Source organism: Rhodococcus sp. FW305-130, assembly GCF_058788335.1.
Map to the genome: position 1 here is coordinate 384,474 of NZ_JBYTAP010000003.1, position 22,898 is coordinate 407,371.

Here is a 22,898-nt window from a genome sequence, read left to right on the forward strand (position 1 = left end):
GGGCATACGTCGTTTCAGCCGGCGAGGTCGTCCGGTCCGACGCTGTCCGACAACCATTCTCCGCGGCTGAGGGCGCCGTCGTCGCGGCGACGTGCGATCACGAAAATAACCAGGGCGGCAGCGAGGACAACTGCGAGAACGCGCGAAGGCGTCAGATTCGGGTTCTTCATACCCGTAATTTTGCCGGAAGAACGGGCGCGATGGTGAGACAGCGGAGCAAAATCACGCGTTTCGAAACTACTGCGCTTCGGAAGCATGAAGGCCGGCGATCCGCTCGCGCAGGCCACCGAAGTGCACATCGAGAGTGTGCGCCGCCTCGACGGCATCACCCGTACGGATCGCGTCGAGAATCGCACGATGCTTCGACGCGATGTCGATCAGTGGTGTATCCGAATGCCCGATAGCCTGCTGGATCTCGCTGTACACCTGCCAGAAGACGTCCATCAACTGAGCGAGGACCTGGTTGTCGAGCGGGGAGTACAGGCGGGAATGGAAGGTCGCGTCGATGTCGGAGAAGTTCTTCCCGGCGGCGGCACGGACCTCCATGCCGGTGACGAGTTCGTCGAGGTCGGCGTGGTCGGCCGACGTCATCTCGGCCATCGCCGCACCGATCAGTCCGGTCTCGAGTGCCTGACGAATGTCGACCAGTTCCATCGCCTCGTGCCCGGTGCCCTGCAACGACAACCGGCCACGGAAGGTCAGGCCGTCGGCGAGAGCGTCGAAGTTGCTCGGGGCGACGAACATTCCGAAACCGTGACGGATCTCGACGACGCCCAAGGCCTGCAGAACCTTGAGTGCCTCGCGGAGGGTGTTCCGGCCGATTCCCAACTCTTCGGACAGTTCGGCCTCGGTGGGCATCGGGTCGCCAGGGGAGAGTCTGCGTTCGAGGATCAAGTTCATGATGTCCGTCTGAAGTGCGCGCATGCGGTTTTGCGCGCTGAAACGAGCGCCCTGTGTGCCACTCCGGACAGACATCGATTCCCCTTTTCTGATACGAACGTCCTTCATCCTATGTCCGGTCATCCGCTCCATTGGTCAACCCACGTCAACGGTGCGTTGCAGGAGACTGGGCGCCGCGCCCAGCAGTTTGGCCGTGTACGCATCCGACGGGTTGTCGAATACTTCCTGGGCCGTTCCCTGCTCGACGATCCGCCCGGCGTTCATGACGACGATCGTGTCGGAGACATACCGCACCGTCTGGATGTCGTGCGAGATGAACACCATGCCGAGCCCCAACCGAGCCTTGATGTCGCTGAGCAGGTTCAGGATCTGCGCTCGCACCGAGACATCGAGAGCCGACGTCGGTTCGTCGGCCACGATGACGTCAGGCTCGAGCGCGAGCGCACGCGCGATCGCGACACGTTGACGCTGACCGCCGGAGATCTGGCTCGGGATGACTTCGAGCGCAGATTGGGGGAGTCCGACCAAACCGACCAGCTCGCGAACTCGGGCGGTTCGGCCCGCGCGGTTGCCGATGCCGTGGACGTCGAGCGGATCGGTGAGGATGTCGGCCACCGTCATTCGCGGATTGAGCGCGGTAGCCGGGTCCTGGAAGACGATCGAGATCGCCCGCCCGAACTCCTTGCGCACGCCCGCCGACCGGGTCAGAGCGCTTCGGCCGCGAAATACCACGTCGCCCGACGTCGGTTTCTGCAATCCGACCATGACTTTGGCCAGAGTGGACTTGCCGCAACCCGACTCGCCCACGATGCCGATCGTCGCCCCTCGTCGTACGGCGATACTGACATCGTTGACCGCGTGAACCGTGCCGGGTTTGAACAGTGATCCCGAACGGGTCTTGTGGACGACGTGAATGTTCTTCAGTTCCAGGATGGGTGCTTCAGCTGTAGTCATCGCACGCTCTCCAATTCCGATTCTGCGTGTGCGGGAGTCGCGGACTGGTTCGCGAAGAAATGCTCGGTCTCGCCGATCCGAACCATCTCGGGCTTTCGGTTTGGATCGGAATCCGGACGCAGGGAACGTTCGGCAAAACGGTCACCGGCGGCGAAGCTGCCTGGCGACGGTACGGTTCCCTGGATCTGGTGGAGCCGCGGAGCCTCGTCCTCGATGGAGAGAACGGCGCCGAGGAGGCCCTGAGTGTATTCGTGACGCGGATCGACGAGTAGATCGCTGGTGGGCGCAGACTCGACGACCTGACCGGCGTACATCACCGTGATCTTGTGAGCGAGTGAAGCAACGAGTGCAAGATCGTGGCTCACGAAAACCATGGCAAAGCCGAGCTTTTCCCGAAGATCGTTGAGCAAGTCCACGACCTGGGCCTGGACGGTGACGTCGAGAGCGGTGGTGGGCTCGTCCGCGACGATCAACCGCGGACTGCGGGTGAGCGACATGGCGATCAGAACGCGCTGACGCTGACCACCGGAAAGCTCGTGTGGGTAGCTGGAGAGAGTGCGCACCGGATCGAGTCCGACGAGTTCGAGCAGTTCCTCGGCTGTGCGGGTACCGCCGCGCTTGGTGAGCTGCTTGAACTGCGCGCGGATCAGCATCGCCGGATTCAGTGAACTCAGCGCATCCTGGTAGATCATGGCCATGTCGTGCCCGCGCAGCTTGTTTCGCTCCCGGTTGTTCAGCTCGAGGACGTTGAGGCCGTCGAACAGGATCTCGCCGGTCACCACTGCCGTCTTGGGTAGCAGACCCATGATCGCCAGCGAGGTGAGCGATTTTCCGCAACCGGACTCGCCGACGAGCGCCATCGTCTCGTTCGGGCGGACGGTGAAGCTCACGTTGTCGACGATCGCGGTGTCTCCGTAGCGTTCCGGGAACCGGATCGTGAGATTACGGACCTCGAGGAGTGGTGCTGCATCGCCCTCGTACACAAGACGATCGGAGCGGGATCGCTCGGTTTCCGCCAGGATCTTCAGGTGAGTTTCGAGAGGAGTCGGCTCGGCGGCCGGCTTCAGGACATCTTTCACGACGCTCGGGTCGGCGAAGTCGTCGATCAACTCCGGAGTGTTGGCGACCGATGCGGCTTCGTCCTCCAGAATGAGTTCGTTGGAGGTCTCCTCCGCTGCGGCGGTCTGCGCTGCTTGGAGTGCGGAGGGCGTCTTCTTGGTCTTCTTCAGACTCGGATCGGCCATCGCGTCCGTCAGGCCCTCGGCGAGCACGTTGAGGGAGAGCACCGTCAGAAGAATCAGCAGACCGGGGAACACCGTTGCCCACCAACCACCGAGAAGGACCATGTTCTTGCCGTCGGCGATCACCGATCCCCACGACGGATCCGGGGGACGGACACCTGCTCCGATGAACGACAGGCTGGCTTCCAGCACGATGGCGTCGGCGACCATGACAGTGCAGAAGACGAGAACGGGCGCAGCACAGTTGGCTACGACGTGCTTGACGACGATGTGTGAAGTTCTTGCGCCGATGACCTTTTCGGCCGCGACGTAGTCCTCACCGTACTGAGCGAGAACGTTCGCGCGAACGACGCGGGCGACCATCGGTGTGTAGAGGAACGCGATGGTGACGATCAGAACCGGAATCGAACCACCGAAGGCTGCGACGAGTACGGCAGCGAGCGCGATGCCCGGGAACGCCATGACCACGTCGAGCACTCGCATGATGGTCTCGTCGACGCCTTTTCGGCTCGTTGCGGCGACCGACCCGATGAGAGCACCGGCGCACAATGCGAGGAAGGTGGACCCGAGACCGATGGTCAACGACCAACGTCCGCCGTAGAGCAAGCGGCTGAACAGATCTCGGCCGAGACTGTCCTGACCGAACCAGTGATCGGCGCTGGGGCCCGCGGTACCCACCGCCTGTTCGAGCGGGGTGTACTGCGTGATCAGCGGCGCGAAGAGGCAGGCGAGCACGATGATCGCGAGAACCGCCATCGACAGCCAGGCCGAGAGGGGGAAGCGAGAAAAGGTGATGCCGGGTCGCGAAAGCTTCTCGGTGAGTTTTCTTCTCATCATGCTGCGCTCCGAAGTCGTGGATTGACGAGCAGGTAGAGGATGTCGACAGCGAGGTTGACGACGACGAAGCCGACCGCGATCACGATGACTACACCCTGAACGACTGCGGGGTCACCGTTGGTGACGCCGTTGATCATGAGCTGACCCATTCCGGGAAGACCGAAGATCTGCTCGATGACCACAGCGCCACCGAGGAGGTATCCGACACGTAGACCCAGGACGGTGAGCGGGTTGATCAGTGCGTTACGCAAGACATTTCGCCCGATCACCACGTGATAGGGCAGGCCGCTGCCGATCGCGGTACGGACGTAGTCCTTGTCCAACTCCTCGACCATCGACGTGCGGATGATGCGCGTGAGTTGTGCTGCGACGGGCAGTGACAGGGACAGCGCCGGGAGCGCCATGTACCAGAGCCAGTCGGTGACGGAGTCGCTCGGATTGACGTAGCCACCGGTAGGGAACCATCCGAGTTGGACGGCCAGATACTGAATCATCAGCAGTGCCAACCAGAATGACGGTGCTGCCACACCACCGAGGGAGATCACTCGGATGACCTGATCCGGCCAACGATCGCGGAACAGTGCGCTGGTGACACCGAAGATCAGCGAGAGCACGATGGCGATCACCAGTCCGAGAACCGTGAGCTGAATGGTCAGTGGCAGAGCGGTGGAGATCGAATCCAACACCGGGGTACCGGAAATCAGACTGTCACCCATATTGCCGCTGACCAGATCGGTCACGAAGTGAACGTATTGCAGCGGAAGCGGATCGAGCAGTCCGTTCTCTTCCTTGAACTGCTGCAACTGTTCCGCAGTCGGGTTGCCGCCGTTGAACGCCGCCGTTGCGGGATCGGTGGGCGCGAACTGCATCACGATGAAGACGAACGCGATGATGCCGAGGATCAGGGGGATCAGTATCAGTAATCGCCTGATCAGCATGGGGAGGACTCTTGCCATCGGGGAATCTCTCAGTTGTGGGAAACGGCCGAGCGGGCGGGTATCAGGCCGGCTTCGCCTGAAGCAGGTTGACGCCGGGGTACGGCAGCGGAGTGACGTCGGCGATCTTCTTCGGATCCCACGCAGTCAGGAGTTCCTGATGGAGAACCGGGTAGTAGACAGCGTTTTCGGCGATCTGGTTCAGGTACGACTGCACAAGGGTGCTGCGCTTTGCCGGGTCTGTCTCGCGGGTGGCCTCGTCCATGGTGGCGTAGATCTTCTGTGCCTCGGGGGTGTCGTCCCACTTGGCGTAGGTCTTCGTCCACAGGCCGCCCTTGCTGTACGTGTAGCGCACGAGGAGGTCGACGTCGCTGCCGAACGCCTGTGGGTTGGACGTACCCGCAGCGATCTGGAACTTCTGGCCGCTGTTGAGCTTGCTCACCATGGCGCTGGTGTCCTGCGGTTCGAGCGTCGTGTTGAATCCGACTGCATCCCAAGACTCTTTGATGGTCGGCAAGCAGTCGGCCAACCAGCTGACGTTGGTGGAGAGCAGCGTCAGGTCGAGGCCACTGACACCGGCGGCAGCGAGAAGCGAGCGGGCCTTGTCCGGATCGTACGAGTAGACGGTGGACGCTCGCGCGTAGTCGGGGTTGCGCTCGTACAGGTAGCTCGTGGCCGGTGCTGCCTTGCCGCCGAGGGCGATCTCGATCATCTTCGGGGTGTTGATCGCATAGAACATCGCCTGGCGAACACGAACATCGTCGAACGGTGCCTGAGTGGTGTCGAAGAGCAGGTACATGAGGTTCATGCCCGGGTTGCCCTCGACGGTGCGCCCACCGGAGGTGAGGGTGGGGACGTTGGCGACGGGGATGTTGTCGGCGAGTTGTGCACCGGCATTGTTGCCCGAGACGCGCGCGATGCGTGAGGAGGTGTCGACGATGGAGAGCCAGTTCATGGTCGCGAAGTTGGCCGGACGCGGCCCGTTGTACGCCTCGAACGCCTCGAAAGCTGTGTTGCTCTTGGGGGTATGGCTCTTGAGCTTGTACGGACCGGAACCGACGACCAGCGCTCCGGACTTGGCCTCGTCCCAGTGGCCGTCGAAGACGTGCTTGGGCATGATCTTGGCGATCGAGAGACGCTGTGCGGCAGCGCTGAACGGGTAGTTGAAGTTCAGGGTCACCGTTTGGTCGTCGACCTTGGTGACGGACTGCAACCAGGAGGAGAAGAAGGAGCGGATCAGTACGTTCTGCTGTGGATCGAGGATGCGATCGAAGGTGAAGACGACGTCGTCCGAGGTGACCGGAGTGCCGTCGTGCCAGGTTGCTCCCTCGCGGATTTTCATGGTCCAGCTCGAGGCGGTGGCGTCGGTCGGGACGGCCTGTGCGAGCGCCGCATACGTCTCACCGGTGCCTGGATCGTTTTCGAGCAGTCCCTCGTAGACGTGGTTGACCGCTGCCATGAGGAAACCGGATGCAGTCTGCATCGGGTCGAAGCTCTGGTCGTTGCCGTATCCGATGGCGGTGGTCAGATCGCCGGTGCTCGCGGAACCGCCGACAACCGAGGTCGACGACGGGCCGCCGCCGCAGGCCGCGAGAGTCGCGGTGATACCTGCTGCAGCTCCCAGTAGCCCGGTGTACCGGAACAGGTCTCGGCGTGTGAACGCGGAGCTCAGCGGTCGTTCGTTCTTCAAGGCGGCCTCCAAGGCGGGGAGCGGGACATCAAGGGAGTGGATAGGGGATGTCCTATGTTCGACGTCCGATGTTGCGTAACTTACATTGTGGATCAGAAAGCGTCTAGAGAATCTTCGGAACTGGCGGTGTTGAACTTCGACGTTTCGTCGGTTTCGAACCAAAAATAGTGCTCTCACCTGCATAGATGAAGACTGTGTTACCGACGTCGAATTGACGACCGATGACGCTGGCCGTATAACATAGGACATCCCTCATCCAATCTTTGGAGACTTCATGACCCGATACAAAGTCGGTGTGGTCGGTTGCGGATTCTTCGGTAGTTCTCTCGCTCGCGAGCTGGCTGCCCATCCACGTTTCGAACTGGCGATGCTGTGCGACCGTGACTTCGAGCGGGCCAAGGACGTCGCCGCAGAGTTCTCGGCAACCCCGACAGACGATCACGACGCGGTGGCCGCTCACCCGGAGTTGGCCCTCGTTGTCGTCGCGACGCCCAATCACGCGCACGCCGAACCTGCCATCGCGGCGCTCGAACACGGCAAGGCAGTTTTTGTCGAGAAGCCACTCGCCGTCGAACTGGTCGATGCGCAGAACATGATCGCGAGCGCCGACGCGAGCGGTTCGCCGTTGATGGTCGGGCACATCATGCGGATGATGCCGGGTGTACGACGTCTGGCGGACCTGCTGGCGTCGGGGGAGCTCGGCGAGGTCGCTGCGATCGAAACGTCTCGCTCACGCTGGATCGACACCGACGGCGCAGATCCACAGTGGTGGAAGCTCGACAAGAGCCGAACGGGTGGAGAACTGACTCACGAGATTCACGAACTGGACCTGATGTGCTGGCTCGGCGGCGAGGTGACTGCCGTGTCGAGCATCGCCACTGCGGACGACGGCTTCCGCAACACAGTGGTGTCGTTCGCCGGCGGCGCGATCGGCAGACACACCATCTCGACGCGTTCACACACTTCTTCGTGGGAGCTGACGGTCGATGCCGCCGAAGGCTCGGTCCACGCGGACTTCCACACCGGCCGGGTCAGCCGACTGCGCGGGGGACGGGTCGAAGAGTCGTGGCCGATCTTCGACGTCGACGCCGAGAATCAATCGTTGATCGACTCTGCGAGCAGGACGCAGAAGTACAACTCGGGTAGCGGAGGATCCTCGCTGTGGATGCAGGCTGCGATTCGCCACGAAATCGACGAGATGGCAGCAGTTCTCGACGGCAAGGCTGACTCCGGCTCACCGTTGACATACGCACGTGAACGCGCACTCGTCGTCGCCGAGCAGGTGCGACTCGGTGGCGGGGAACCGGCGGCGCTGTCGGGAAGTGCGAAGTGACCGTGCGTGTAGCCGTCATCGGCAGCGGCGCAATCGCGCGGGACCACGTCAGCGCTTTGGCGCGCATCCCGTCGGTCGAAGTCGCCTACGTATTCGGCAGTGACTTGGACCGTGCCGCATCGGTTGCGGCATTGGCGCCGGGTGCGAAGGCCAGTACCGATCTGGCGAAGATTCTCGCAGACCCGAGCGTGCACGCGGTCAACGTCGTGGGGGCCACTCCGGACCACGCGCCCGTGACGATAGCCGCAGGCCGCGCGGGAAAGCATGTGCACGTGGAGAAGCCCGCAGCGCTGACAGTCGCGGACTTCGACGCGATGGTCGAGGCCACCGAAGGTGGCGGCACCTCACTGATGGTCGGACAGACCGTACGATTCCAGCCGTCGATCACCTCGATCGGAAACTCGGTTGCACAAGGCGCCATCGGCGACCCCCGGTTGATCCACCTCAGTTGGTACACCGGCCACGTCTGGCCAGGGGGCTGGCGAGGCTGGCAACACGACAAGGAACGCTCGGGTGGTCACCCCGTTCACAACGGAACCCACGCTCTCGATCTGGTGACGTGGCTGATCGGTCGTCGTCCGATCCGTGTGTTCGCTCGTAGTTTCCCCACCTTCGCGGCGGGGATGCCCGTGCACGACAGCTTCCATCTGACCGTTCGCTTCGAGGACGGATCGCTGGCGCTCATCGAATTGGCTTACGCACTGCCGCAATCGGGAAAGATGGTACGCCGGATCGTGGTGTCGGGGACGTCCGGCACGCTCGCGCACGACACCGGCGACGACCCAGGCCTGATGACGGATACGACAAACGCGCCGCCGTCGTCGATCGAAGATGCGATGGCGCATCAGATGCGCCACTGGATCGCCACTCTCGACGGTTCCGCGACCCCGATAGTCGAGAACTGGCAGGTACGTGCAGCTCTCGCGACTGCCATCGCTGCACAACAGTCACTCGACACCGGCCGCGCGATCTCGATCGGAGAACACCAATGACCGGCACCGGTTCGATCCGCGTCGGATTTGTCAGCGGCGTAAGGCATGCCGGCTCCTATGCGGACCTGTTGCGCTCCGATCCTCGAGTGAGCTTGATCGGGGCCTCCGACGAATCCTCGGTCCACGATTGGATTCGTGAGGACGGAATCGCGATGGCAAAGGCCGCAGACATCGAGTGGATCGACGAACTCGGCGAGCTGCTCGACCCCGAACGGATAGACCTGGCGATCATCTGCAGTGAGCCGACCAGGCATGCACGGCTTGCGATTGCCGCACTGAACGCGGGACTCGACGTCCTGGTGGACAAGCCGGTGGGTATCGACGAGTCGGAGGCCGCGGCGGTCGAGGAAGCGGCACGGTCGAACGGGCGAATCTGTACGGTGGTGAACCGCACTCATTCACCTGCGCTCCGGCGACTGCGCCGCTGGATCGATGCCGGAAACCTCGGACTGCCGCGCCACGTGGACATCGAGTTCCTTGCAAGCGGAACACATTTCGCGACGTCCGTCGAGCGTCCCGAACTGGTGGTGGATCCCGCGTTGTCCGGCGGGGGAGAAGTAGTGAACTTCGCCGGTTACGCCGCCGACTACCTCAGATACCTCACCGGCCTGGACGTCACCGAGGTGTACGCCGAGACGAGCACACTCTACGGCGGGGCCCACCAGCAGTTCGGAGTCGAAGACACGGCGTTGATCTCGCTCGCCCTGGAAAACGGCGTCACCGCGACGGTGACCGTCGGAAGAATCCCCGCAGCACCGGGTTTCGGCGCGAATACCGCGACGGTTCGGGTCCTCGGCTCCCACGGATACGCGAGTTCCGACGACGACAAACCCGCGGTGACCCACTTCGCATCCTCGGGAGACGTGACCGCACTACCCATCGGCGGCTTCGGTTCGGACAACGCGGTGTCGAGCTTTCTCTCTCACGTGCTCGATCGACTTCCCACACGGACCGAACCCGACTACACCGTGGCAGACGCCCGCGCGTCGATGCGCGTGATCGATGCTGCCTATCTGTCCGCCTCGAGCGGTCAGCCGGTCTCCGTTTCTCCCTGACAGCCGCACCCACAACTCAATCCGACAACCAACATATGGAGACCCCATGAGCACGGAAACCACCACCTTCAGCGGAATCGTCCCGCCGATCGTCACACCACTGACGCTCGAGGGCGAGGTCGACACCACGTCGCTCGAACGCCTGCTCTCACTGCAGATCGAAGCCGGAGTCGACGGCTTGTTCGTCCTCGGTTCCTCGGGTGAGGTCGGTTACCTCACCGACGCTCAGCGCGCCCAGGTGGTGCAGACGGCCATCGGTCACGTCGGCGGCCAGGTACCGGTCCTCGTCGGAGTGAACGACATGACCACCAACCGGGTCATCGCCGTCGCCGAGCAGGCGCGCGAGGCTGGTGCGGATGCCATCGTCGCGACGGCGCCGTTCTACGCGATCACCGACGCAGCCGAGACGGCAACGCATTTCCGCTCCATCCACGCCGCAGTGGATCTTCCGTTGTTCGCCTACGACGTCCCGGTTCGTGTCCACAGCAAGCTCAGCCCGGCAATGCTGGTCGAGCTCGGTCGCGAGGGAGTCATCGCCGGCGTGAAGGATTCGAGCGGCGACGACGTCAGTTTCCGTATGTTGCTCCGTCAGTCGGCCGGGCTCGAAAACTTCGCCGTCTTCACCGGGCACGAGGTAGTCGTCGACGGATGCCTGCTGATGGGTGCTTCGGGCGCTGTGCCCGGCCTGGCCAACGTGGACCCCCACGGTTACGTGCGACTGTGGCGCGCTGCGCAGGCAGGAGACTGGGCGGCGGCGAAGGCCGAGCAGGATCGACTCACCGATCTGTTCTCCATCGTCGAGGCACCGACACCGGGTCGCGTCAGTGCCGGTGCCGCGGGTCTGGGCGCATTCAAGACGGCTCTGGCCCTGCGCGGCGTCATCACCGGCAACACGATGTGCGCCCCGATGCTCTCGCTCGACGAGTCCGAGACCGCAACGATCAAGGTCGTTCTGGAACAGGCCGGGCTCCTCTGACATGACACCTGGGCAGAAGCGATGGATCGGCATCGACATCGGCGGCACCAAAGTGGCTGCCGCGGTGGTGACGTCCGACGGATACGTGATCGACACCGTTCGTGCGGCAACACCGACGGCCGGTAGGGAGGCTGTTCTCGAGACCGCCACCGCGTTGGTCCACCGTTTGAGGGCGGATCACCCGGTAGCCGGAATCGGAGTCGGTGCACCGGGAATCATCGATCGGGTGCGTGGCCGCGTCGTCTTCGCCTCCGACATTCTGTCCGGATGGAGTGGCGCCGAGGTTCGCGGGGAACTCGAGGCGCACTCGGGTCTACCGGTGACGGTGGACAACGACGTGCGCGCGATGGCCCACGGCGAGAACATGATCGGCGCCGGTCGCGGTCGAAGCTCTGCACTGTTCGTCTCGATCGGTACTGGAATCGGTGGCGCGTTGACCGTGGGCGGACAGCTGTATCACGGCGCCCACGGAACAGCCGGCGAGCTCGCGCATCTGCTGGTTCCGGTCTCCGGGGCGATAGGTTGCGGTTGCGGTAGAACCGATCACCTCGAGGCAGTCGCCTCTGGCCCGGCGATGGAGGCCGAGTACGCAGCGCGGGCGGGTGTGCCCACTCAACCGTTGCAGAAGGTGGTGGCACTCATGCGCTCCGGCGACCCGATCGCCCGTGCCGTGGTCACCGACGCCGGTACTCTGCTCGGCCGAGTCCTGGCCGGCGTCGCCACCGCATTCGATCCCGAGGTGATCGTCATCGGCGGCGGCGCAGCCCAGATCGGAGCCGACCTCTTGTCGCCGCTGACGTCCGCTTTCCGGGTGGAAGCGATGGGTCCCATTGCCGAAACCGCCATTCTTCCTGCCCGTTTGGGCACCGATGCGCCGCTCGTCGGAGCTGCGCTCCTGGCCGCCGCAACACGAATCGAGGTAACACCGTGACTGTCGAAGAACTGCTCACGATCATCAGCGGGAAGCTGATCGTGTCCTGTCAGGCCGGACACGGCCATGCCTTGCGCGACACCGGGACCATCGAGAGGATGGCCCGCGCCGCGGTCGACGGCGGTGCAGTGGCGATCCGCTGCGGCGGTGTGGGCGGAACCCCGGATGTCGCCGCAGTCGTGTCGGCAGTGAAGGTACCGGTGATCGGTTTGACGAAGATCGGCTCGGAGGGCGTGTTCATCACGCCGACAAGGGAATCAGCCCTCGAAGTCGTGGATTCGGGTGCGCAGATCGTGGCTGCCGATGCCACGCTGCGACCGCGTCCGGACGGGCTGACCTTTGCCGACACCGTCGACGCGGTCCATGATCGCGGCGGCCTCGTCATGGCTGATTGTGGAACACTCGAGGACGGCATCGCTGCCGCCGCTGCGGGCGCCGACATCATCTCCAGCACACTGGCGGGATATACCGAGAACAGCCGACGGCTGGCAGGCCCGGACCTGGAGCTGGTTTCGGAACTGCGGCAGGCACTTCCAGATGTAGTCCTCATCGCCGAGGGGCGATACCACAGCCCGGAGGATGCGGCACGCGCCATCGCCCTGGGTGCAGACTCGGTGGTTGTCGGAACCGCAATCACGGATCCGGCGTTCATCACGTCGAAATTTGCAGCCGCAGTATCGGGCGCCGAAAGGCAGAGGGTGTGACCCCGACGTCGAAGGCTTTGAAGTCCAAGACTGCTGAACGGATTCGACTGGAGACTTTGCTCGTAGACTCGTTGACGCCGATCCGGTGGGTCTTCACCGGCGACAGCATCACTCAGGGATTGACGCACACCGACGGTCATCGAAGTTACGTCGAACACTGCGCCGAGCGCGTCCGTGGTGAACTTTCCTTGTTCAACCACGTCCTTGTCAACACCGGGGTGAGCGGCAATCGATCCTCCGATGTGCGTGCAGGTTTCGCACACCGCATCGAAGTGTTCGAACCCTCGGTGGTGTTGATCATGCTCGGTACGAATGACGCATTGGATGGCGAAGAAGGACTGGAGCGGTTTCGAGACGACCTCTCGGACATGATTTTCCGGACGCGAGCGATCGGTGCGGTGCCGATCCTGCAGACGCCGCCACCGATCGACGTCGAGAATGCGCCCACCAGAGCGGGATTGGTTCAGTACGTCGAGGTCGTGCGGCAGGTTGCCGCCTCGACGCGCGTTGTGTTCGTCGACCACTACGCGCAGTGGACGGCCCATTCTCCCGAGGGCCCACCGCCGGCTCTCCTGGCTGACGCGTTCCATCCGAACGAACAAGGGCACTACGTGCTCGCGGACGCCGTGCTCCGTGAGTTGTCGATCGCGGATACCGAAGTTCCCGTTGTACCGCAGGTGATGTCGTGATACTTCGTGGACAAATTCTGCGTGGACAATTGGTGACCGGTGGTCGATTGCTCTCGGACGGGGTTGTCGAGATCTCCGGTGATCGTGTGGTGTGGGCCGGACCCGCGTCGCAGCGAACCGACCCGTTACCCGAACGGGCAGCTGCGGGAACAACGATCATTCCGGGTTTGGTGGACGTTCACTGCCACGGCGCCGGCGGATTCGGTTTCCCCGAGGCAGACGAGTTCGGATCAACCGTGGCTGCCGATCACCATCGGACGAACGGCACGACCTCGGTGATCGGCTCGCTCGTCTCCGCGCCGCCGCAGATCCTGCGCAGTCGCATCGAGCTCCTGGCAGGACTGGTGGACGAGGGCACGCTGGCCGGAATTCACCTGGAAGGTCCATTCCTTTCGGTACTCCGTTGTGGCGCCCAGGATCCCGACAGCATTCTCGACGGCGACCCGGCTCTGCTCGAGTCGCTGCTCGAAGCCGGCCGTGGGCACATTCGCTCGATGACGATCGCTCCGGAGACAGCACACTTCGACGAACTTGCCTCATTGCTGGAGCGTCACGGTGCCGTCGTGAGTATCGGACACACCGATGCGTCCAACCCGATTGCGACACGTTCGATCGCACACTCGGCGCATGCACCGCTCAGTGCCACTCACCTGTTCAACGGTATGGCTCCGATGCATCACCGTGCTCCCGGCGCAGTGGCGGCATGTCTTGCCGCGGCTGCGAAAGGACAGATGGTGGTCGAGTTGGTCGGGGACGGAGTACATCTGGCCGACGAGACGGTAGCGACGGTGTTCGATCTTGTCGGTCCGCATCAGATCGCGTTGGTTTCCGACGCGATGGCTGCCGCCGGAATGCCCGACGGCCGTTACCCACTCGGGCCTCTCGACGTCGACGTGGTCGGTGGCGTGGCGCGATTGGCCGGCCAGGGGGAAACGGCCATTGCCGGCGGGACGAGTCGGTTGATGGACATAGTCCGCCGGGCTGTCAATCACGCCGGCGTCGATCTGCTTTCGGCTGTCATCGCAGCGACAGCAACGCCTGCTTCGCTGATGGGGCTGGCCGGAATGGTCGGCGATCTCGTGCCGGGTTGCCGCGCCGATCTGATCGTCACCGGTCCAGAACTCGAAACCCGCGCCGTCATGGCCGCTGGGAACTGGCTCATGAACTACACCGAAAGCTGAGGAATCAACCGATGGAAATTGTCATTGTCGACAGTGCGGATGCGGCCGGCACCGTTGTTGCCGACATCTTCGAACACGCGGTGCATTCAGGTTCAAGGACTTTGGGCCTGGCGACGGGGTCTTCACCGCTCTCTGTCTACCGCGAACTCGCGCGCCGTCACCGCGAGGACGGGTTGAGTTTTGCCGGCGTGCAGGCGTTCCTGTTGGACGAATACGTCGGCCTGCCGGAAGGCCACCCGGAGTCGTATGCCCAGGTGATCCGCACCGAGCTGGTGAATCACCTGGACCTGGACGCGGCAAGGGTATTCAGCCCCGACGGCACCGCGCCGGATCCATTTGCCGCCGCGGCAGCCTACGACCGGGCGATTGCGTCGAATGGTCCGGTGGACGTACAACTACTGGGCATCGGCGGCAACGGTCACATCGGTTTCAACGAACCGACGTCCTCGCTGAATTCGAGGACCCGGGTCAAGACGCTGACGGAACAGACTCGAACCGACAACGCCCGATTCTTCGAGAGTCCGGACGACGTACCACGGCACGTGATCACCCAGGGCCTCGGAACTATTTGCGAAGCAAAGCATCTGGTGATGATCGCGACCGGCGAGCACAAGGCCGCTGCGATTGCCGCTGCCGTCGAGGGGCCGCTGGCCGCGGTGTGCCCGGCATCGGTCCTCCAACTGCATCCACACGCGACGGTGGTGATCGACGATGCAGCGGCATCACAGCTTCGGCTCACCGAGTTTTACAAAACGGTGTCTGCGCACAAACCGCTTGCTCAGCACTACTGAGATATCGGGCTAGACGGGCTCTCGCGTCTTCTCGAGGCCGAGTGCCATTTCGGGAGTGACTAATTGGAAGTCGGATTCTCCGCGCCGGCGGATCCACACCGGATCGGATGTGTTCCATCGTTCGGCGCTCTGCGTTCGAGTGACCACCTTGAACGTCGCCGTTCTCGGGAACTCACTGCACACGCGGATCAAGGTCGGTTTCTGCTTCGGCCCGAGTTCCGGCCGGGAATCGATGTATTCGGCTACGGCTGCCGGGTCGAAGTTGTCGACGTCGCCGACCGGAATCACCGACGCCATGACGCGGTCGCCGACATCGCTGTCGGGGACTGCGTACACGGACACCTGCGCGAAGCCCGGGTAACCGACGAGTGAGCGTTCGATGGGTGCGGCGCCGATGTTCTCGCCGTCCACTCGTAGCCAACCGGAACTGCGTCCCGCGAAGTAGACGTAGCCGTCGAGGTCGGTGTACGCCAGATCGCCGCTCCAGTACTGGCCGTTGCGCATTCGCTCGGCGTCGGCTTCCGGGTTCTTGTAGTACCCGGCGAATGTGCCTGGGCCGGTGACGTTGACCAGTTCACCGGTTGCCTCGTCGGCATTGGTGATCCGGCCGTCAGCGTCGAAGACTGCAGGCGGGCATGGGGCTCCGGTCTCGGGATCGAGGATCTTGACCCCGTCCGGGAGAAGTCCGAGGGCGCCGGTCCGCGGCACCGGCGCCGCGGAAATCGAAATGCCGCCCTCGGTGGAACCGAACCCGTCGATGACGCGGGCATCGAAGCGCCGGACGAAGGTGGCGACGGCGGGCGCCGAACCCTCGTTGCCGTACATGATCTTCAAGGTGTTGTCCCGCTCGTTCGGCACCTCGGGGGTGGAAGCGATGAACGACAACGGCTTTCCGACGTAGTTGGAGTACGTGATTCCGTACTTGTGAACGTCGGGCAGAAAGCCCGAAGCGGAGAACTTGCGGCGCATGGCAATTCCCGCACGAGCGTGCAGCGCGACCGTCCACGCCGCCATCATGGCGTTGGAATGGAACATGGGCATCGCCATGTAGACGACGTCGTCGGCGCCGAGCCCGAAACGATCGGCAAGCATGACTCCGGGAGAGGCCAACTTGTGGTGCGTGCACCGAACCGCTTTGGGATCACCGCTTGTTCCGGAAGTGAAAATGAGCATCAACAGATCGTCGGGCTGCGCCGTCGACGCGTAGGCCGGCGTATCGGCGAAGGGCGCCAACAATTGCGTCCAGGCCGGAGAATCCACGTTGATCACCCGGACGTCACCGAGATCGACGTCGTCGAGTAGATGTGCCTGGTTGTTCTCGGTGAAGATGACCTGGCAGTCGGAGAGTTGGATGTCTCGCGCCAATGCCGGGCCGCGCCTGGTCGTGTTCAGGCCGGCAGCAACCGAACCCGAGAACGATGCTGCGCCGAGCAATAGTGAGAATTCGGGGACGTTCTCCATCAGAAGACCGAAATGCCGGGGGCGCGTTCGATCGAGCAGCGTGTCCAGCAGCGCTGCTCGATCGAACGAGCCTTGAATGTGCTCGCGCCAGGTGATGACCTGGTCCTCGAAACGGATACCGCGGTCGTCGATCTCGCTGACTCCGAGGAGTAGATCGGAAACAGTGGGGCTCTGACTCATAGCTGCATCATCATCGATTCGTCTCGGACCAGGTCATGGATTTCCACTCGGTGGGACGCACTCAGGCAGGAACTGCGGCAAGTTCCTTGCCCAGTGCGCGAAGCTGATCTGTTGCGTTGCCGAGCAGGAACTCGTGATGCTTGGCCGCGAGGAAGTAGCGGTGAACCGGATGGTCCTCGTCCAGACCAACGCCGCCGTGAACGTGAACAGCGGTGTGCCCGACGCGGTGTCCCGCATCTGCAGCCCAGAACTTGGCCGTCTGCACGGCCCCGTCGGACGGAAGTCCTTCGCTCAGACGCCACGCTGCGGCCCAGAGAGTCAGGCGCACGCCCTTGACGTCGATGTATCCGTCGGCGAGGCGCTGGGCCACGGCCTGGAAACTACCGATCGGACGGCCGAACTGTACACGCTCGGTGGCGTATTCGGCGGTCAGCTTCAGCGCTTGATCGAGCACCCCGTACTGGTAGGCGCTGGAACCGAGCTGAATTCGTTCGACGATCCATGCCGCGATGTCGGATCCTTGGGCAACCGAGCCGAGAACACGATCGGCCGGGATCTGCACCGAATCGAACTCGACCAGGGCCGCACTCGAGAAATCCGTGGTCGATTGCCTGGTAATGCTCACGCCCGCGTCCGACGGTTCGACGAGGAAGACCGCGACACCGTCCTCGGTGATGGCAGGGACGAGGAACAGATCTGCGAGCGGAGCACTGTCGACGGTGATCTTGGCTCCGTCGATGCGCCAACCATCGGCGGTCTTCTCGGCACGCGTGATCGGGTGTGCCGGGTCGTCGTTGTATTCCTCGGCGAGGGCCGCGGTGAGTATCTTCTCACCGGCAGCGGCAGCGCTTGCCCAGTCGTCGCGCTGCTTGTCCGAGCCGAATTCGGCTATCGCTGCGGCGGACCCGACGATGGACGTCAGGAACGGAACAGCTGCGACGCCGCGGCCGAGTTCGGCCAGGATGCTGCACTGCTCGAGGACACCGAATCCGTCGCCGCCCACCGATTCCGGAAGGGCCGCGCCGAGAACGCCGGCCGAAGCCAGTGCATTCCACAAGAGGGCATCGAAACGGTCTTCGGCGGCGTCGAGTTCACGAAGGCGGTCGTTGGTGACCAGTTCGGCGACGACGGATCGTGTCAGTCCGGACAGGTCCTGCTGGGCCTCGGTAAGGGTGAATTCCATGATCGTTGGTCCTTATCGCTTCGATGCGGGAAGCCGCAGAGCTGTCATTCCGATGATGTCGCGTTGCACTTCGTTGGTACCGCCGCCGAACGTCAGGATCAGCGAAGAACGATGCATGCGTTCGATGCGTCCACGTAGAAGAGCGCCGGGGGAGTTCTGCCTGATCGTGGCGGAGGATCCGAGGATCTCCATCAGCAAGCGGTAAGCCTCGGTGGCGAATTCGGTACCGAACACCTTGTTGGCCGACGCCGCTTCGGGACCGGGAGCGTGATCGGTTGCGGAGGCGATTTCCCAGTTCATCAACTTCAGGTACTCGGCCTTGGCATGCACGCGAGCCAGATTGATCTGCACCCATTCCTGGTCGATCATGCGTCGGCCGTCGGGCAGCTTGGTGTTCTGTGCCCACTCGCGGACCTCACGCTGCGCGGTCAGAATCGGTCCGGCCGAGGTGAGGGCAACACGCTCGTGGTTGAGCTGATTGGTGATCAGTGCCCAGCCGCCGTGTTCCTGGCCGACTATCGACGACGCCGGGACCCGTACGTCCTGGTAGTAAGTGGCGCTGGTGTCGGGGCCGGCCATGGTGTGAACCGGGGTGTAGGAGAAGCCTTCTGCGGTGGTCGGGACGATCAGCATGCTGATTCCCTTGTGCTTCTTGGCTTCCGGATCGGTGCGGCACGCCAACCACACGTAGTCGGCGTACTGGATCAGGCTCGTCCACATCTTCTGCCCGTTGATGACGTAATCGTCACCGTCACGGACGGCCGACGTGCGCAGAGACGCCAAGTCGGTGCCGGCCTCGGGCTCGGAGTAACCGATCGCGAAGTGGAGCTCACCGCGGGAGATCTTGGGCAGGAAGAAGGCCTTCTGCTCGTCCGTCCCGAAATGCATGATTGTCGGCGCTACGGAATTGATCGTCAGGAACGGCACGGGCGCACCGGCAATGGCAGCTTCGTCGGTGAAGATCAGCTGGTCCATCGCGGAGCGTTCCTGTCCGCCGTACTCTTTCGGCCAACCCAGCGTGAGCCAGCCGTCCTGGCCCATCTGCGCGACGACTTCGCGGTACACATTGCCTTCGCCGTACTCACCCGTCGTGGCAGCGAGTGCTTCACGCCGCTCGGGAGTCATCAGTTGTGCGAAGTAGGCACGCAACTCCTCCTGGAGCTGTTGCTGCTCAGGGGTGTAGGTGATGTGCATGGTTACCTCTCCATAGAGATACGAATCAAAGCGCCAACCATTCGATTGACACAGGTTCTATCGATGCGTACATCGGCGACAAGGGACGCTCTCGCCGTGTCCGGCGGATCGTTCGACGTCCGTTCTCGGTACTTTTTCGAATCATTGCACACGACTGAAACAGGTTCTAGTGTTATCGCCAGGAACGGTGTGCGGCACAGCCCTGCGGCACTCGTTTCGTATCCGTGTTCGCGCCAGTAGTAGTGAGTAGAGAAGAGGAATCGCCATGGAGGTCAGGGTTGATCTGGACCGTTGCGAGGCAAACGGTGTGTGCGTAGGGATCGCACCCGATATTTTCGACCTCGACGACAACGAGGAGCTCGTGATCAGTTCCGTGCGTCCGCCGGAGGATCGCTGGGAAGATGTCCGTTCCGCGATCGCTCAGTGCCCGCGTGCGGCGCTGACCGAACATCCGTGACGATGGTTGCCCAAAACAAGAACACGTTCTAAAGTTGCGAACTCGTGGGTCACGGCAATCGAGCCGGGTAACTCGACACACGACCGCAGAGAACCGGGAGAGCGCTTCGATGAATGCTGTGAACAGCCCAGAAACCAGTCTCGAAGGCAAGGTCGCCATCGTGACCGGTGCCGGATCGGGGCTCGGAAAGTTCGAGGCCATCGGTCTGGCGAAGGCCGGTGCGTCGTTGGTCGTCAACGATCTGGCCCCGAACGAGGCCGTCGAAGCAACGCTCGAGGAGATCCGCGGTCTCGGCGCCAAAGTCGAATTCGTGGCAGGCAACGTCGGTGAGCGTTCTACCGCCGACGCACTGATGGAAGCAGCGCAGGGGCAGTTCGGCAGTGTCGATATTGTCGTCAACAATGCCGGCGTCGTGCGCGACCGGATGCTGTTCAACATGTCCGACGAAGACTGGGATCTGGTACTCGAAGTTCATCTTCGCGGCCATTTCCTCCTGTGCCGCAACGCCGCTGCCTACTGGCGGGCGAAATCCAAGGAAGCCGGGGCGCCGGTGTACGGGCGCATCGTCAACACTTCTTCGGAGGCGGGCCTTCTCGGACCGGAAGGGCAGCCCAACTACGGCGCTGCAAAAGCCGGAATCACGGCGCTGACGTTGTCGGCCGCACGTGGGCTCTCGCGCTACGGCGTTCGGGCCAACGCGATCTGCCCGCGGGCACGGACGTCGATGACCGAAGGTGTGTTCGGTGACGCGCCGGCCGACGGCATCGATCCGCTCTCGCCCGAGCATGTGGCATCGCTCGTCTCGTACCTGGCGTCACCGGCGGCCGACGCCGTCAACGGTCAGGTATTCGTGGTGTACGGACCGATGGTTGCGCTGATGGCGGCGCCCGTCGTCGAGCAGCGGTTCGACGCAGAGGGAGATTCCTGGTCGCCGGAAACGCTGTCCGCGGTGATGGGTGACTACTTCGCTGACCGTGACCCGGCAAAGATGTTCTCGGCATCGGCGGCCCTGCGCGCGTTGGGCTGATCGACGGGTCTGATTCTCAGGTGCGCGACACGTAGAACCGTTGTTCACACTTAGACGGTCTACGTGTCCACTTCCTGGTAGAAATAGCGTGTTCACGAGTCGGTGGGCGCGGCACTCTGCCTGCGTTCTACAACGAGACCAACGGTCTCGAAAAAACTAGACTGTGTTCCAATTTTGCATTCCTGTGAACGATGCGATATTCGATCGACGTGCCCGGTCAAGGCTGGCGCGGTAGCAGGGTCTCGATCCGGCGCCGATAAGCGCTGATCATTCAAAAGTATTAATTTCCAGGATATTTCGGCGAAATTCGCACCGAAAAGGGATGCTTCCCATGGCCCGAACCTTCGGGTTTCGGATCGTCGCCGTGAGGCTACTTCTTAGAGTTGGACACTTGTTTTTGACAGGTGAACACGTTCTAGTTAATATGACCTGAGTCACAAGCTGTCGGGGGCTGGACTATGAGAACAGACAGTACTGCGGCAACCAAGGACGAGGAGGGCGAATGGTAGACCTCGTCGAGGTGCCATTACGAGCGGTCGGTGGCTTCTTTCAGATGTCCGCCCAAACCTTGAGGGCAGTCTTCTCCCGCCCCTTCCAGCGTCAAGAGTTCATCGATCAGGCCTGGTTCGTGGCGCGAGTCTCGATGGTGCCGACGGTGCTGGTCGCAATCCCGTTCACGGTGCTGGTCAGCTTCACCATCAACATTCTCTTGCGCGAGATCGGTGCAGCCGACCTCAGCGGTGCCGGAGCTGCGCTCGGTACCGTCACACAGGTCGGCCCCATCGTCACCGTGCTGATCGTCGCCGGCGCCGGCGCAACCGCCATCTGCGCGGACCTCTCGGCCAGAACCATTCGCGAAGAGATCGACGCCATGAAGGTGCTCGGTATCAATCCGATCCACCGGTTGGTCGTTCCCCGGGTGCTCGCGTCGACGGGAGTGGCGCTGCTCCTCAACGGACTGGTCTGCACCATCGGCATCCTCGGCGGTTTCGTCTTTTCCGTGTTCATCCAGGACGTGAATCCCGGCGCCTTCGTCAACGGCATCACACTGCTCACCGGATTCGGTGAGCTCATGCTCTCCATGGTCAAAGCAGGACTGTTCGGCATGATCGCCGGCCTGGTTGCGGCCTACCTCGGACTCAACGTCAAGGGCGGCGCCAAGAGCGTCGGTGACGCGGTCAACCAGACCGTCGTGTTCGCGTTCATGGCGCTCTTCGTCGTCAACGTGCTCATCACGACCATCGGTATCAAGTTGACGGCCGGATGAGGCACACGGCAGTCGGAGAGATCGAAGTGAACAGAACGACGAACGACGGACGGGAGGAGATCTGATGGCGTTGGCCGCAGCGGGACGCTTCCCGCGCACACGTCGACAGATCGGCTCGATCTCTCGCAGTATCGACAGCATCGGTGATCAAGCGCTGTTCTTCGCGAAGGCTCTCGGTCACGCTCCCAAGGCGCTGATGCGCTATCCGCGTGAAACTCTGCGACTGATCGCCGAGATCAGCATGGGCACCGGTGCGCTCGCCGTCATCGGTGGCACCGTCGTGATCGTCGGATTCCTGACACTGTTCACCGGTGGAACCATCGCCGTTCAGGGCTACAGCTCGCTGGGCAACATCGGTGTCGAAGCACTGACGGGCTTCTTCGCCGCCTTCATCAACGTTCGCATCGCAGCGCCGGTCATCGCCGGAATCGGCCTCGCCGCGACCATCGGCGCCGGCTCCACCGCGCAGCTCGGTGCGATGCGCGTCTCCGAAGAGATCGACGCCCTGGAGACGATGGCGATCCCGTCGATTCCGTATCTGGTCAGCACCCGCGTCATGGCCGGCATGATCGCGATCATCCCGCTGTACTCACTGGCGGTGATCGCGTCGTTCGTCGCCAGCCGCTTTGCGACGGTGTTCCTCTACAACCAGTCCGGCGGCGTGTACGACCACTACTTCACGACCTTCCTGATACCCACGGACATACTGTGGTCGTTCGCCCAGGCGATAGTCATGGCGCTGGCCGTCATGCTCATCCACACCTACTACGGCTTCAACGCAACCGGTGGCCCGGTCGGCGTCGGTGTCGCGGTGGGTAACGCAGTGCGCGCCTCGTTGATCGCGGTCGTCACGGTCACCCTGCTCATCTCACTCGCCATCTACGGCGGGTCCGGCAACTTCAACCTGTCGGGATAGGCGG

General features: G+C 62.9%; 22 protein-coding genes. 13 read left to right on the forward strand and 9 right to left on the reverse strand.

Annotated features, from left to right (window positions below; genetic code table 11):
• Positions 1-14: 14 nt before the first annotated feature.
• From AC3WQS_RS11835 to AC3WQS_RS11860, 6 genes are all read right to left on the reverse strand, one after another.
• On the reverse strand, positions 15-170 hold the full coding sequence (locus tag AC3WQS_RS11835) for a hypothetical protein (RefSeq protein WP_019746984.1): 156 nt from the start codon (positions 168-170) through the stop codon (positions 15-17).
• A gap of 67 nt (positions 171-237) precedes the next feature.
• Positions 238-975, reverse strand: a complete 738-nt coding sequence (locus AC3WQS_RS11840) for a FadR/GntR family transcriptional regulator (RefSeq protein ID WP_024487763.1) — start codon at positions 973-975, stop codon at positions 238-240.
• 60 nt (positions 976-1,035) lie between these two features.
• Positions 1,036-1,854, reverse strand: coding sequence for an ABC transporter ATP-binding protein (locus tag AC3WQS_RS11845; RefSeq protein WP_060938397.1), 819 nt, complete (start codon positions 1,852-1,854; stop codon positions 1,036-1,038).
• Positions 1,851-3,929, reverse strand: coding sequence for a dipeptide/oligopeptide/nickel ABC transporter permease/ATP-binding protein (locus tag AC3WQS_RS11850; RefSeq protein WP_051119010.1), 2,079 nt, complete (start codon positions 3,927-3,929; stop codon positions 1,851-1,853). Before AC3WQS_RS11850 ends, AC3WQS_RS11845 begins: the two co-directional genes overlap by 4 nt.
• A complete protein-coding gene (locus AC3WQS_RS11855) occupies positions 3,929-4,888 on the reverse strand; it encodes an ABC transporter permease (protein WP_020906304.1) in 960 nt (319 codons plus the stop codon). Before AC3WQS_RS11855 ends, AC3WQS_RS11850 begins: the two co-directional genes overlap by 1 nt.
• Positions 4,889-4,931: 43 nt before the next feature.
• Complete coding sequence (locus AC3WQS_RS11860) at positions 4,932-6,557, reverse strand: ABC transporter substrate-binding protein (RefSeq protein WP_003945716.1); 1,626 nt, start codon at positions 6,555-6,557, stop codon at positions 4,932-4,934.
• Between the two features lie 274 nt (positions 6,558-6,831).
• Between AC3WQS_RS11860 and AC3WQS_RS11865 the strand changes: the two genes are divergently transcribed.
• The 9 genes from AC3WQS_RS11865 to nagB are packed head-to-tail and all read left to right on the forward strand — an operon-like array spanning position 6,832 to position 15,209.
• On the forward strand, positions 6,832-7,890 hold the full coding sequence (locus AC3WQS_RS11865) for a Gfo/Idh/MocA family protein (protein ID WP_492713452.1): 1,059 nt from the start codon (positions 6,832-6,834) through the stop codon (positions 7,888-7,890).
• Positions 7,887-8,882: a Gfo/Idh/MocA family protein gene (locus AC3WQS_RS11870; protein WP_080908956.1), complete on the forward strand. Its 996-nt coding sequence runs from the start codon at positions 7,887-7,889 to the stop codon at positions 8,880-8,882. Before AC3WQS_RS11865 ends, AC3WQS_RS11870 begins: the two co-directional genes overlap by 4 nt.
• On the forward strand, positions 8,879-9,937 hold the full coding sequence (locus AC3WQS_RS11875) for a Gfo/Idh/MocA family protein (RefSeq protein WP_080908957.1): 1,059 nt from the start codon (positions 8,879-8,881) through the stop codon (positions 9,935-9,937). Before AC3WQS_RS11870 ends, AC3WQS_RS11875 begins: the two co-directional genes overlap by 4 nt.
• Positions 9,938-9,983: 46 nt before the next feature.
• Positions 9,984-10,913, forward strand: coding sequence for a dihydrodipicolinate synthase family protein (locus tag AC3WQS_RS11880; protein ID WP_007734313.1), 930 nt, complete (start codon positions 9,984-9,986; stop codon positions 10,911-10,913).
• 1 nt (position 10,914) lies between these two features.
• On the forward strand, positions 10,915-11,844 hold the full coding sequence (locus AC3WQS_RS11885) for an ROK family protein (protein ID WP_492713453.1): 930 nt from the start codon (positions 10,915-10,917) through the stop codon (positions 11,842-11,844).
• Complete coding sequence (locus AC3WQS_RS11890; RefSeq protein WP_133727670.1) at positions 11,841-12,548, forward strand: N-acetylmannosamine-6-phosphate 2-epimerase; 708 nt, start codon at positions 11,841-11,843, stop codon at positions 12,546-12,548. The genes AC3WQS_RS11885 and AC3WQS_RS11890 overlap by 4 nt, the downstream gene beginning before the upstream one ends.
• On the forward strand, positions 12,545-13,237 hold the full coding sequence (locus tag AC3WQS_RS11895; RefSeq protein ID WP_133727669.1) for an SGNH/GDSL hydrolase family protein: 693 nt from the start codon (positions 12,545-12,547) through the stop codon (positions 13,235-13,237). Before AC3WQS_RS11890 ends, AC3WQS_RS11895 begins: the two co-directional genes overlap by 4 nt.
• Positions 13,234-14,418, forward strand: coding sequence for an N-acetylglucosamine-6-phosphate deacetylase (locus AC3WQS_RS11900; protein ID WP_021332430.1), 1,185 nt, complete (start codon positions 13,234-13,236; stop codon positions 14,416-14,418). The genes AC3WQS_RS11895 and AC3WQS_RS11900 overlap by 4 nt, the downstream gene beginning before the upstream one ends.
• An 11-nt stretch (positions 14,419-14,429) precedes the next feature.
• Entirely contained in the window at positions 14,430-15,209 is a 780-nt protein-coding gene (gene nagB / locus AC3WQS_RS11905; RefSeq protein WP_182261391.1) for a glucosamine-6-phosphate deaminase, read from the forward strand.
• 9 nt (positions 15,210-15,218) lie between these two features.
• Here nagB and AC3WQS_RS11910 read toward each other — a convergent pair whose 3' ends face one another.
• The 3 genes from AC3WQS_RS11910 to AC3WQS_RS11920 all read right to left on the reverse strand — a co-directional run bounded on the left by AC3WQS_RS11910 (position 15,219) and on the right by AC3WQS_RS11920 (position 19,227).
• The gene (locus tag AC3WQS_RS11910; RefSeq protein WP_492713454.1) at positions 15,219-16,850 is read right to left on the reverse strand and encodes a long-chain-fatty-acid--CoA ligase; all 1,632 of its coding nucleotides are present in this window, start codon (positions 16,848-16,850) and stop codon (positions 15,219-15,221) included.
• Positions 16,851-16,911: 61 nt separating this feature from the next.
• Positions 16,912-18,033 carry an acyl-CoA dehydrogenase family protein gene (locus tag AC3WQS_RS11915; protein WP_021332432.1) on the reverse strand — a complete coding sequence of 374 codons (1,122 nt, stop codon included), beginning with the start codon at positions 18,031-18,033 and terminating at the stop codon, positions 16,912-16,914.
• Between the two features lie 12 nt (positions 18,034-18,045).
• Complete coding sequence (locus AC3WQS_RS11920) at positions 18,046-19,227, reverse strand: acyl-CoA dehydrogenase family protein (RefSeq protein ID WP_003945878.1); 1,182 nt, start codon at positions 19,225-19,227, stop codon at positions 18,046-18,048.
• Positions 19,228-19,492: 265 nt separating this feature from the next.
• On the opposite strand from AC3WQS_RS11920, the gene AC3WQS_RS11925 reads away from it, so the two are divergent.
• The 4 genes from AC3WQS_RS11925 to AC3WQS_RS11940 all read left to right on the forward strand — a co-directional run bounded on the left by AC3WQS_RS11925 (position 19,493) and on the right by AC3WQS_RS11940 (position 22,894).
• Entirely contained in the window at positions 19,493-19,684 is a 192-nt protein-coding gene (locus AC3WQS_RS11925; protein WP_007734330.1) for a ferredoxin, read from the forward strand.
• A 109-nt stretch (positions 19,685-19,793) separates the two neighbouring features.
• Positions 19,794-20,711: a 3-oxoacyl-ACP reductase gene (locus AC3WQS_RS11930; RefSeq protein ID WP_007734334.1), complete on the forward strand. Its 918-nt coding sequence runs from the start codon at positions 19,794-19,796 to the stop codon at positions 20,709-20,711.
• A gap of 502 nt (positions 20,712-21,213) precedes the next feature.
• Positions 21,214-21,978, forward strand: coding sequence for an MlaE family ABC transporter permease (locus tag AC3WQS_RS11935; RefSeq protein ID WP_003945687.1), 765 nt, complete (start codon positions 21,214-21,216; stop codon positions 21,976-21,978).
• 64 nt (positions 21,979-22,042) lie between these two features.
• Positions 22,043-22,894 (forward strand): MlaE family ABC transporter permease, encoded by an 852-nt coding sequence (locus AC3WQS_RS11940; protein WP_003945759.1) that lies wholly within the window; start codon positions 22,043-22,045, stop codon positions 22,892-22,894.
• Positions 22,895-22,898 lie beyond the last annotated feature (4 nt).

Bases quoted from the DNA above. Each gene is read 5' to 3' on its own strand.
- AC3WQS_RS11835 (WP_019746984.1), bottom strand. From the start codon at position 170: ATGAAGAACCCGAATCTGACGCCTTCGCGCGTTCTCGCAGTTGTCCTC.
- AC3WQS_RS11840 (WP_024487763.1), bottom strand. From the start codon at position 975: ATGTCTGTCCGGAGTGGCACACAGGGCGCTCGTTTCAGCGCGCAAAAC.
- AC3WQS_RS11845 (WP_060938397.1), bottom strand. From the start codon at position 1,854: ATGACTACAGCTGAAGCACCCATCCTGGAACTGAAGAACATTCACGTC.
- AC3WQS_RS11850 (WP_051119010.1), bottom strand. From the start codon at position 3,929: ATGAGAAGAAAACTCACCGAGAAGCTTTCGCGACCCGGCATCACCTTT.
- AC3WQS_RS11855 (WP_020906304.1), bottom strand. From the start codon at position 4,888: ATGGCAAGAGTCCTCCCCATGCTGATCAGGCGATTACTGATACTGATC.
- AC3WQS_RS11865 (WP_492713452.1), top strand. From the start codon at position 6,832: ATGACCCGATACAAAGTCGGTGTGGTCGGTTGCGGATTCTTCGGTAGT.
- AC3WQS_RS11875 (WP_080908957.1), top strand. From the start codon at position 8,879: ATGACCGGCACCGGTTCGATCCGCGTCGGATTTGTCAGCGGCGTAAGG.
- AC3WQS_RS11880 (WP_007734313.1), top strand. From the start codon at position 9,984: ATGAGCACGGAAACCACCACCTTCAGCGGAATCGTCCCGCCGATCGTC.
- AC3WQS_RS11885 (WP_492713453.1), top strand. From the start codon at position 10,915: ATGACACCTGGGCAGAAGCGATGGATCGGCATCGACATCGGCGGCACC.
- nagB (WP_182261391.1), top strand. From the start codon at position 14,430: ATGGAAATTGTCATTGTCGACAGTGCGGATGCGGCCGGCACCGTTGTT.
- AC3WQS_RS11910 (WP_492713454.1), bottom strand. From the start codon at position 16,850: ATGAGTCAGAGCCCCACTGTTTCCGATCTACTCCTCGGAGTCAGCGAG.
- AC3WQS_RS11915 (WP_021332432.1), bottom strand. From the start codon at position 18,033: ATGGAATTCACCCTTACCGAGGCCCAGCAGGACCTGTCCGGACTGACA.
- AC3WQS_RS11920 (WP_003945878.1), bottom strand. From the start codon at position 19,227: ATGCACATCACCTACACCCCTGAGCAGCAACAGCTCCAGGAGGAGTTG.
- AC3WQS_RS11925 (WP_007734330.1), top strand. From the start codon at position 19,493: ATGGAGGTCAGGGTTGATCTGGACCGTTGCGAGGCAAACGGTGTGTGC.
- AC3WQS_RS11930 (WP_007734334.1), top strand. From the start codon at position 19,794: ATGAATGCTGTGAACAGCCCAGAAACCAGTCTCGAAGGCAAGGTCGCC.
- AC3WQS_RS11935 (WP_003945687.1), top strand. From the start codon at position 21,214: ATGGTAGACCTCGTCGAGGTGCCATTACGAGCGGTCGGTGGCTTCTTT.
- AC3WQS_RS11940 (WP_003945759.1), top strand. From the start codon at position 22,043: ATGGCGTTGGCCGCAGCGGGACGCTTCCCGCGCACACGTCGACAGATC.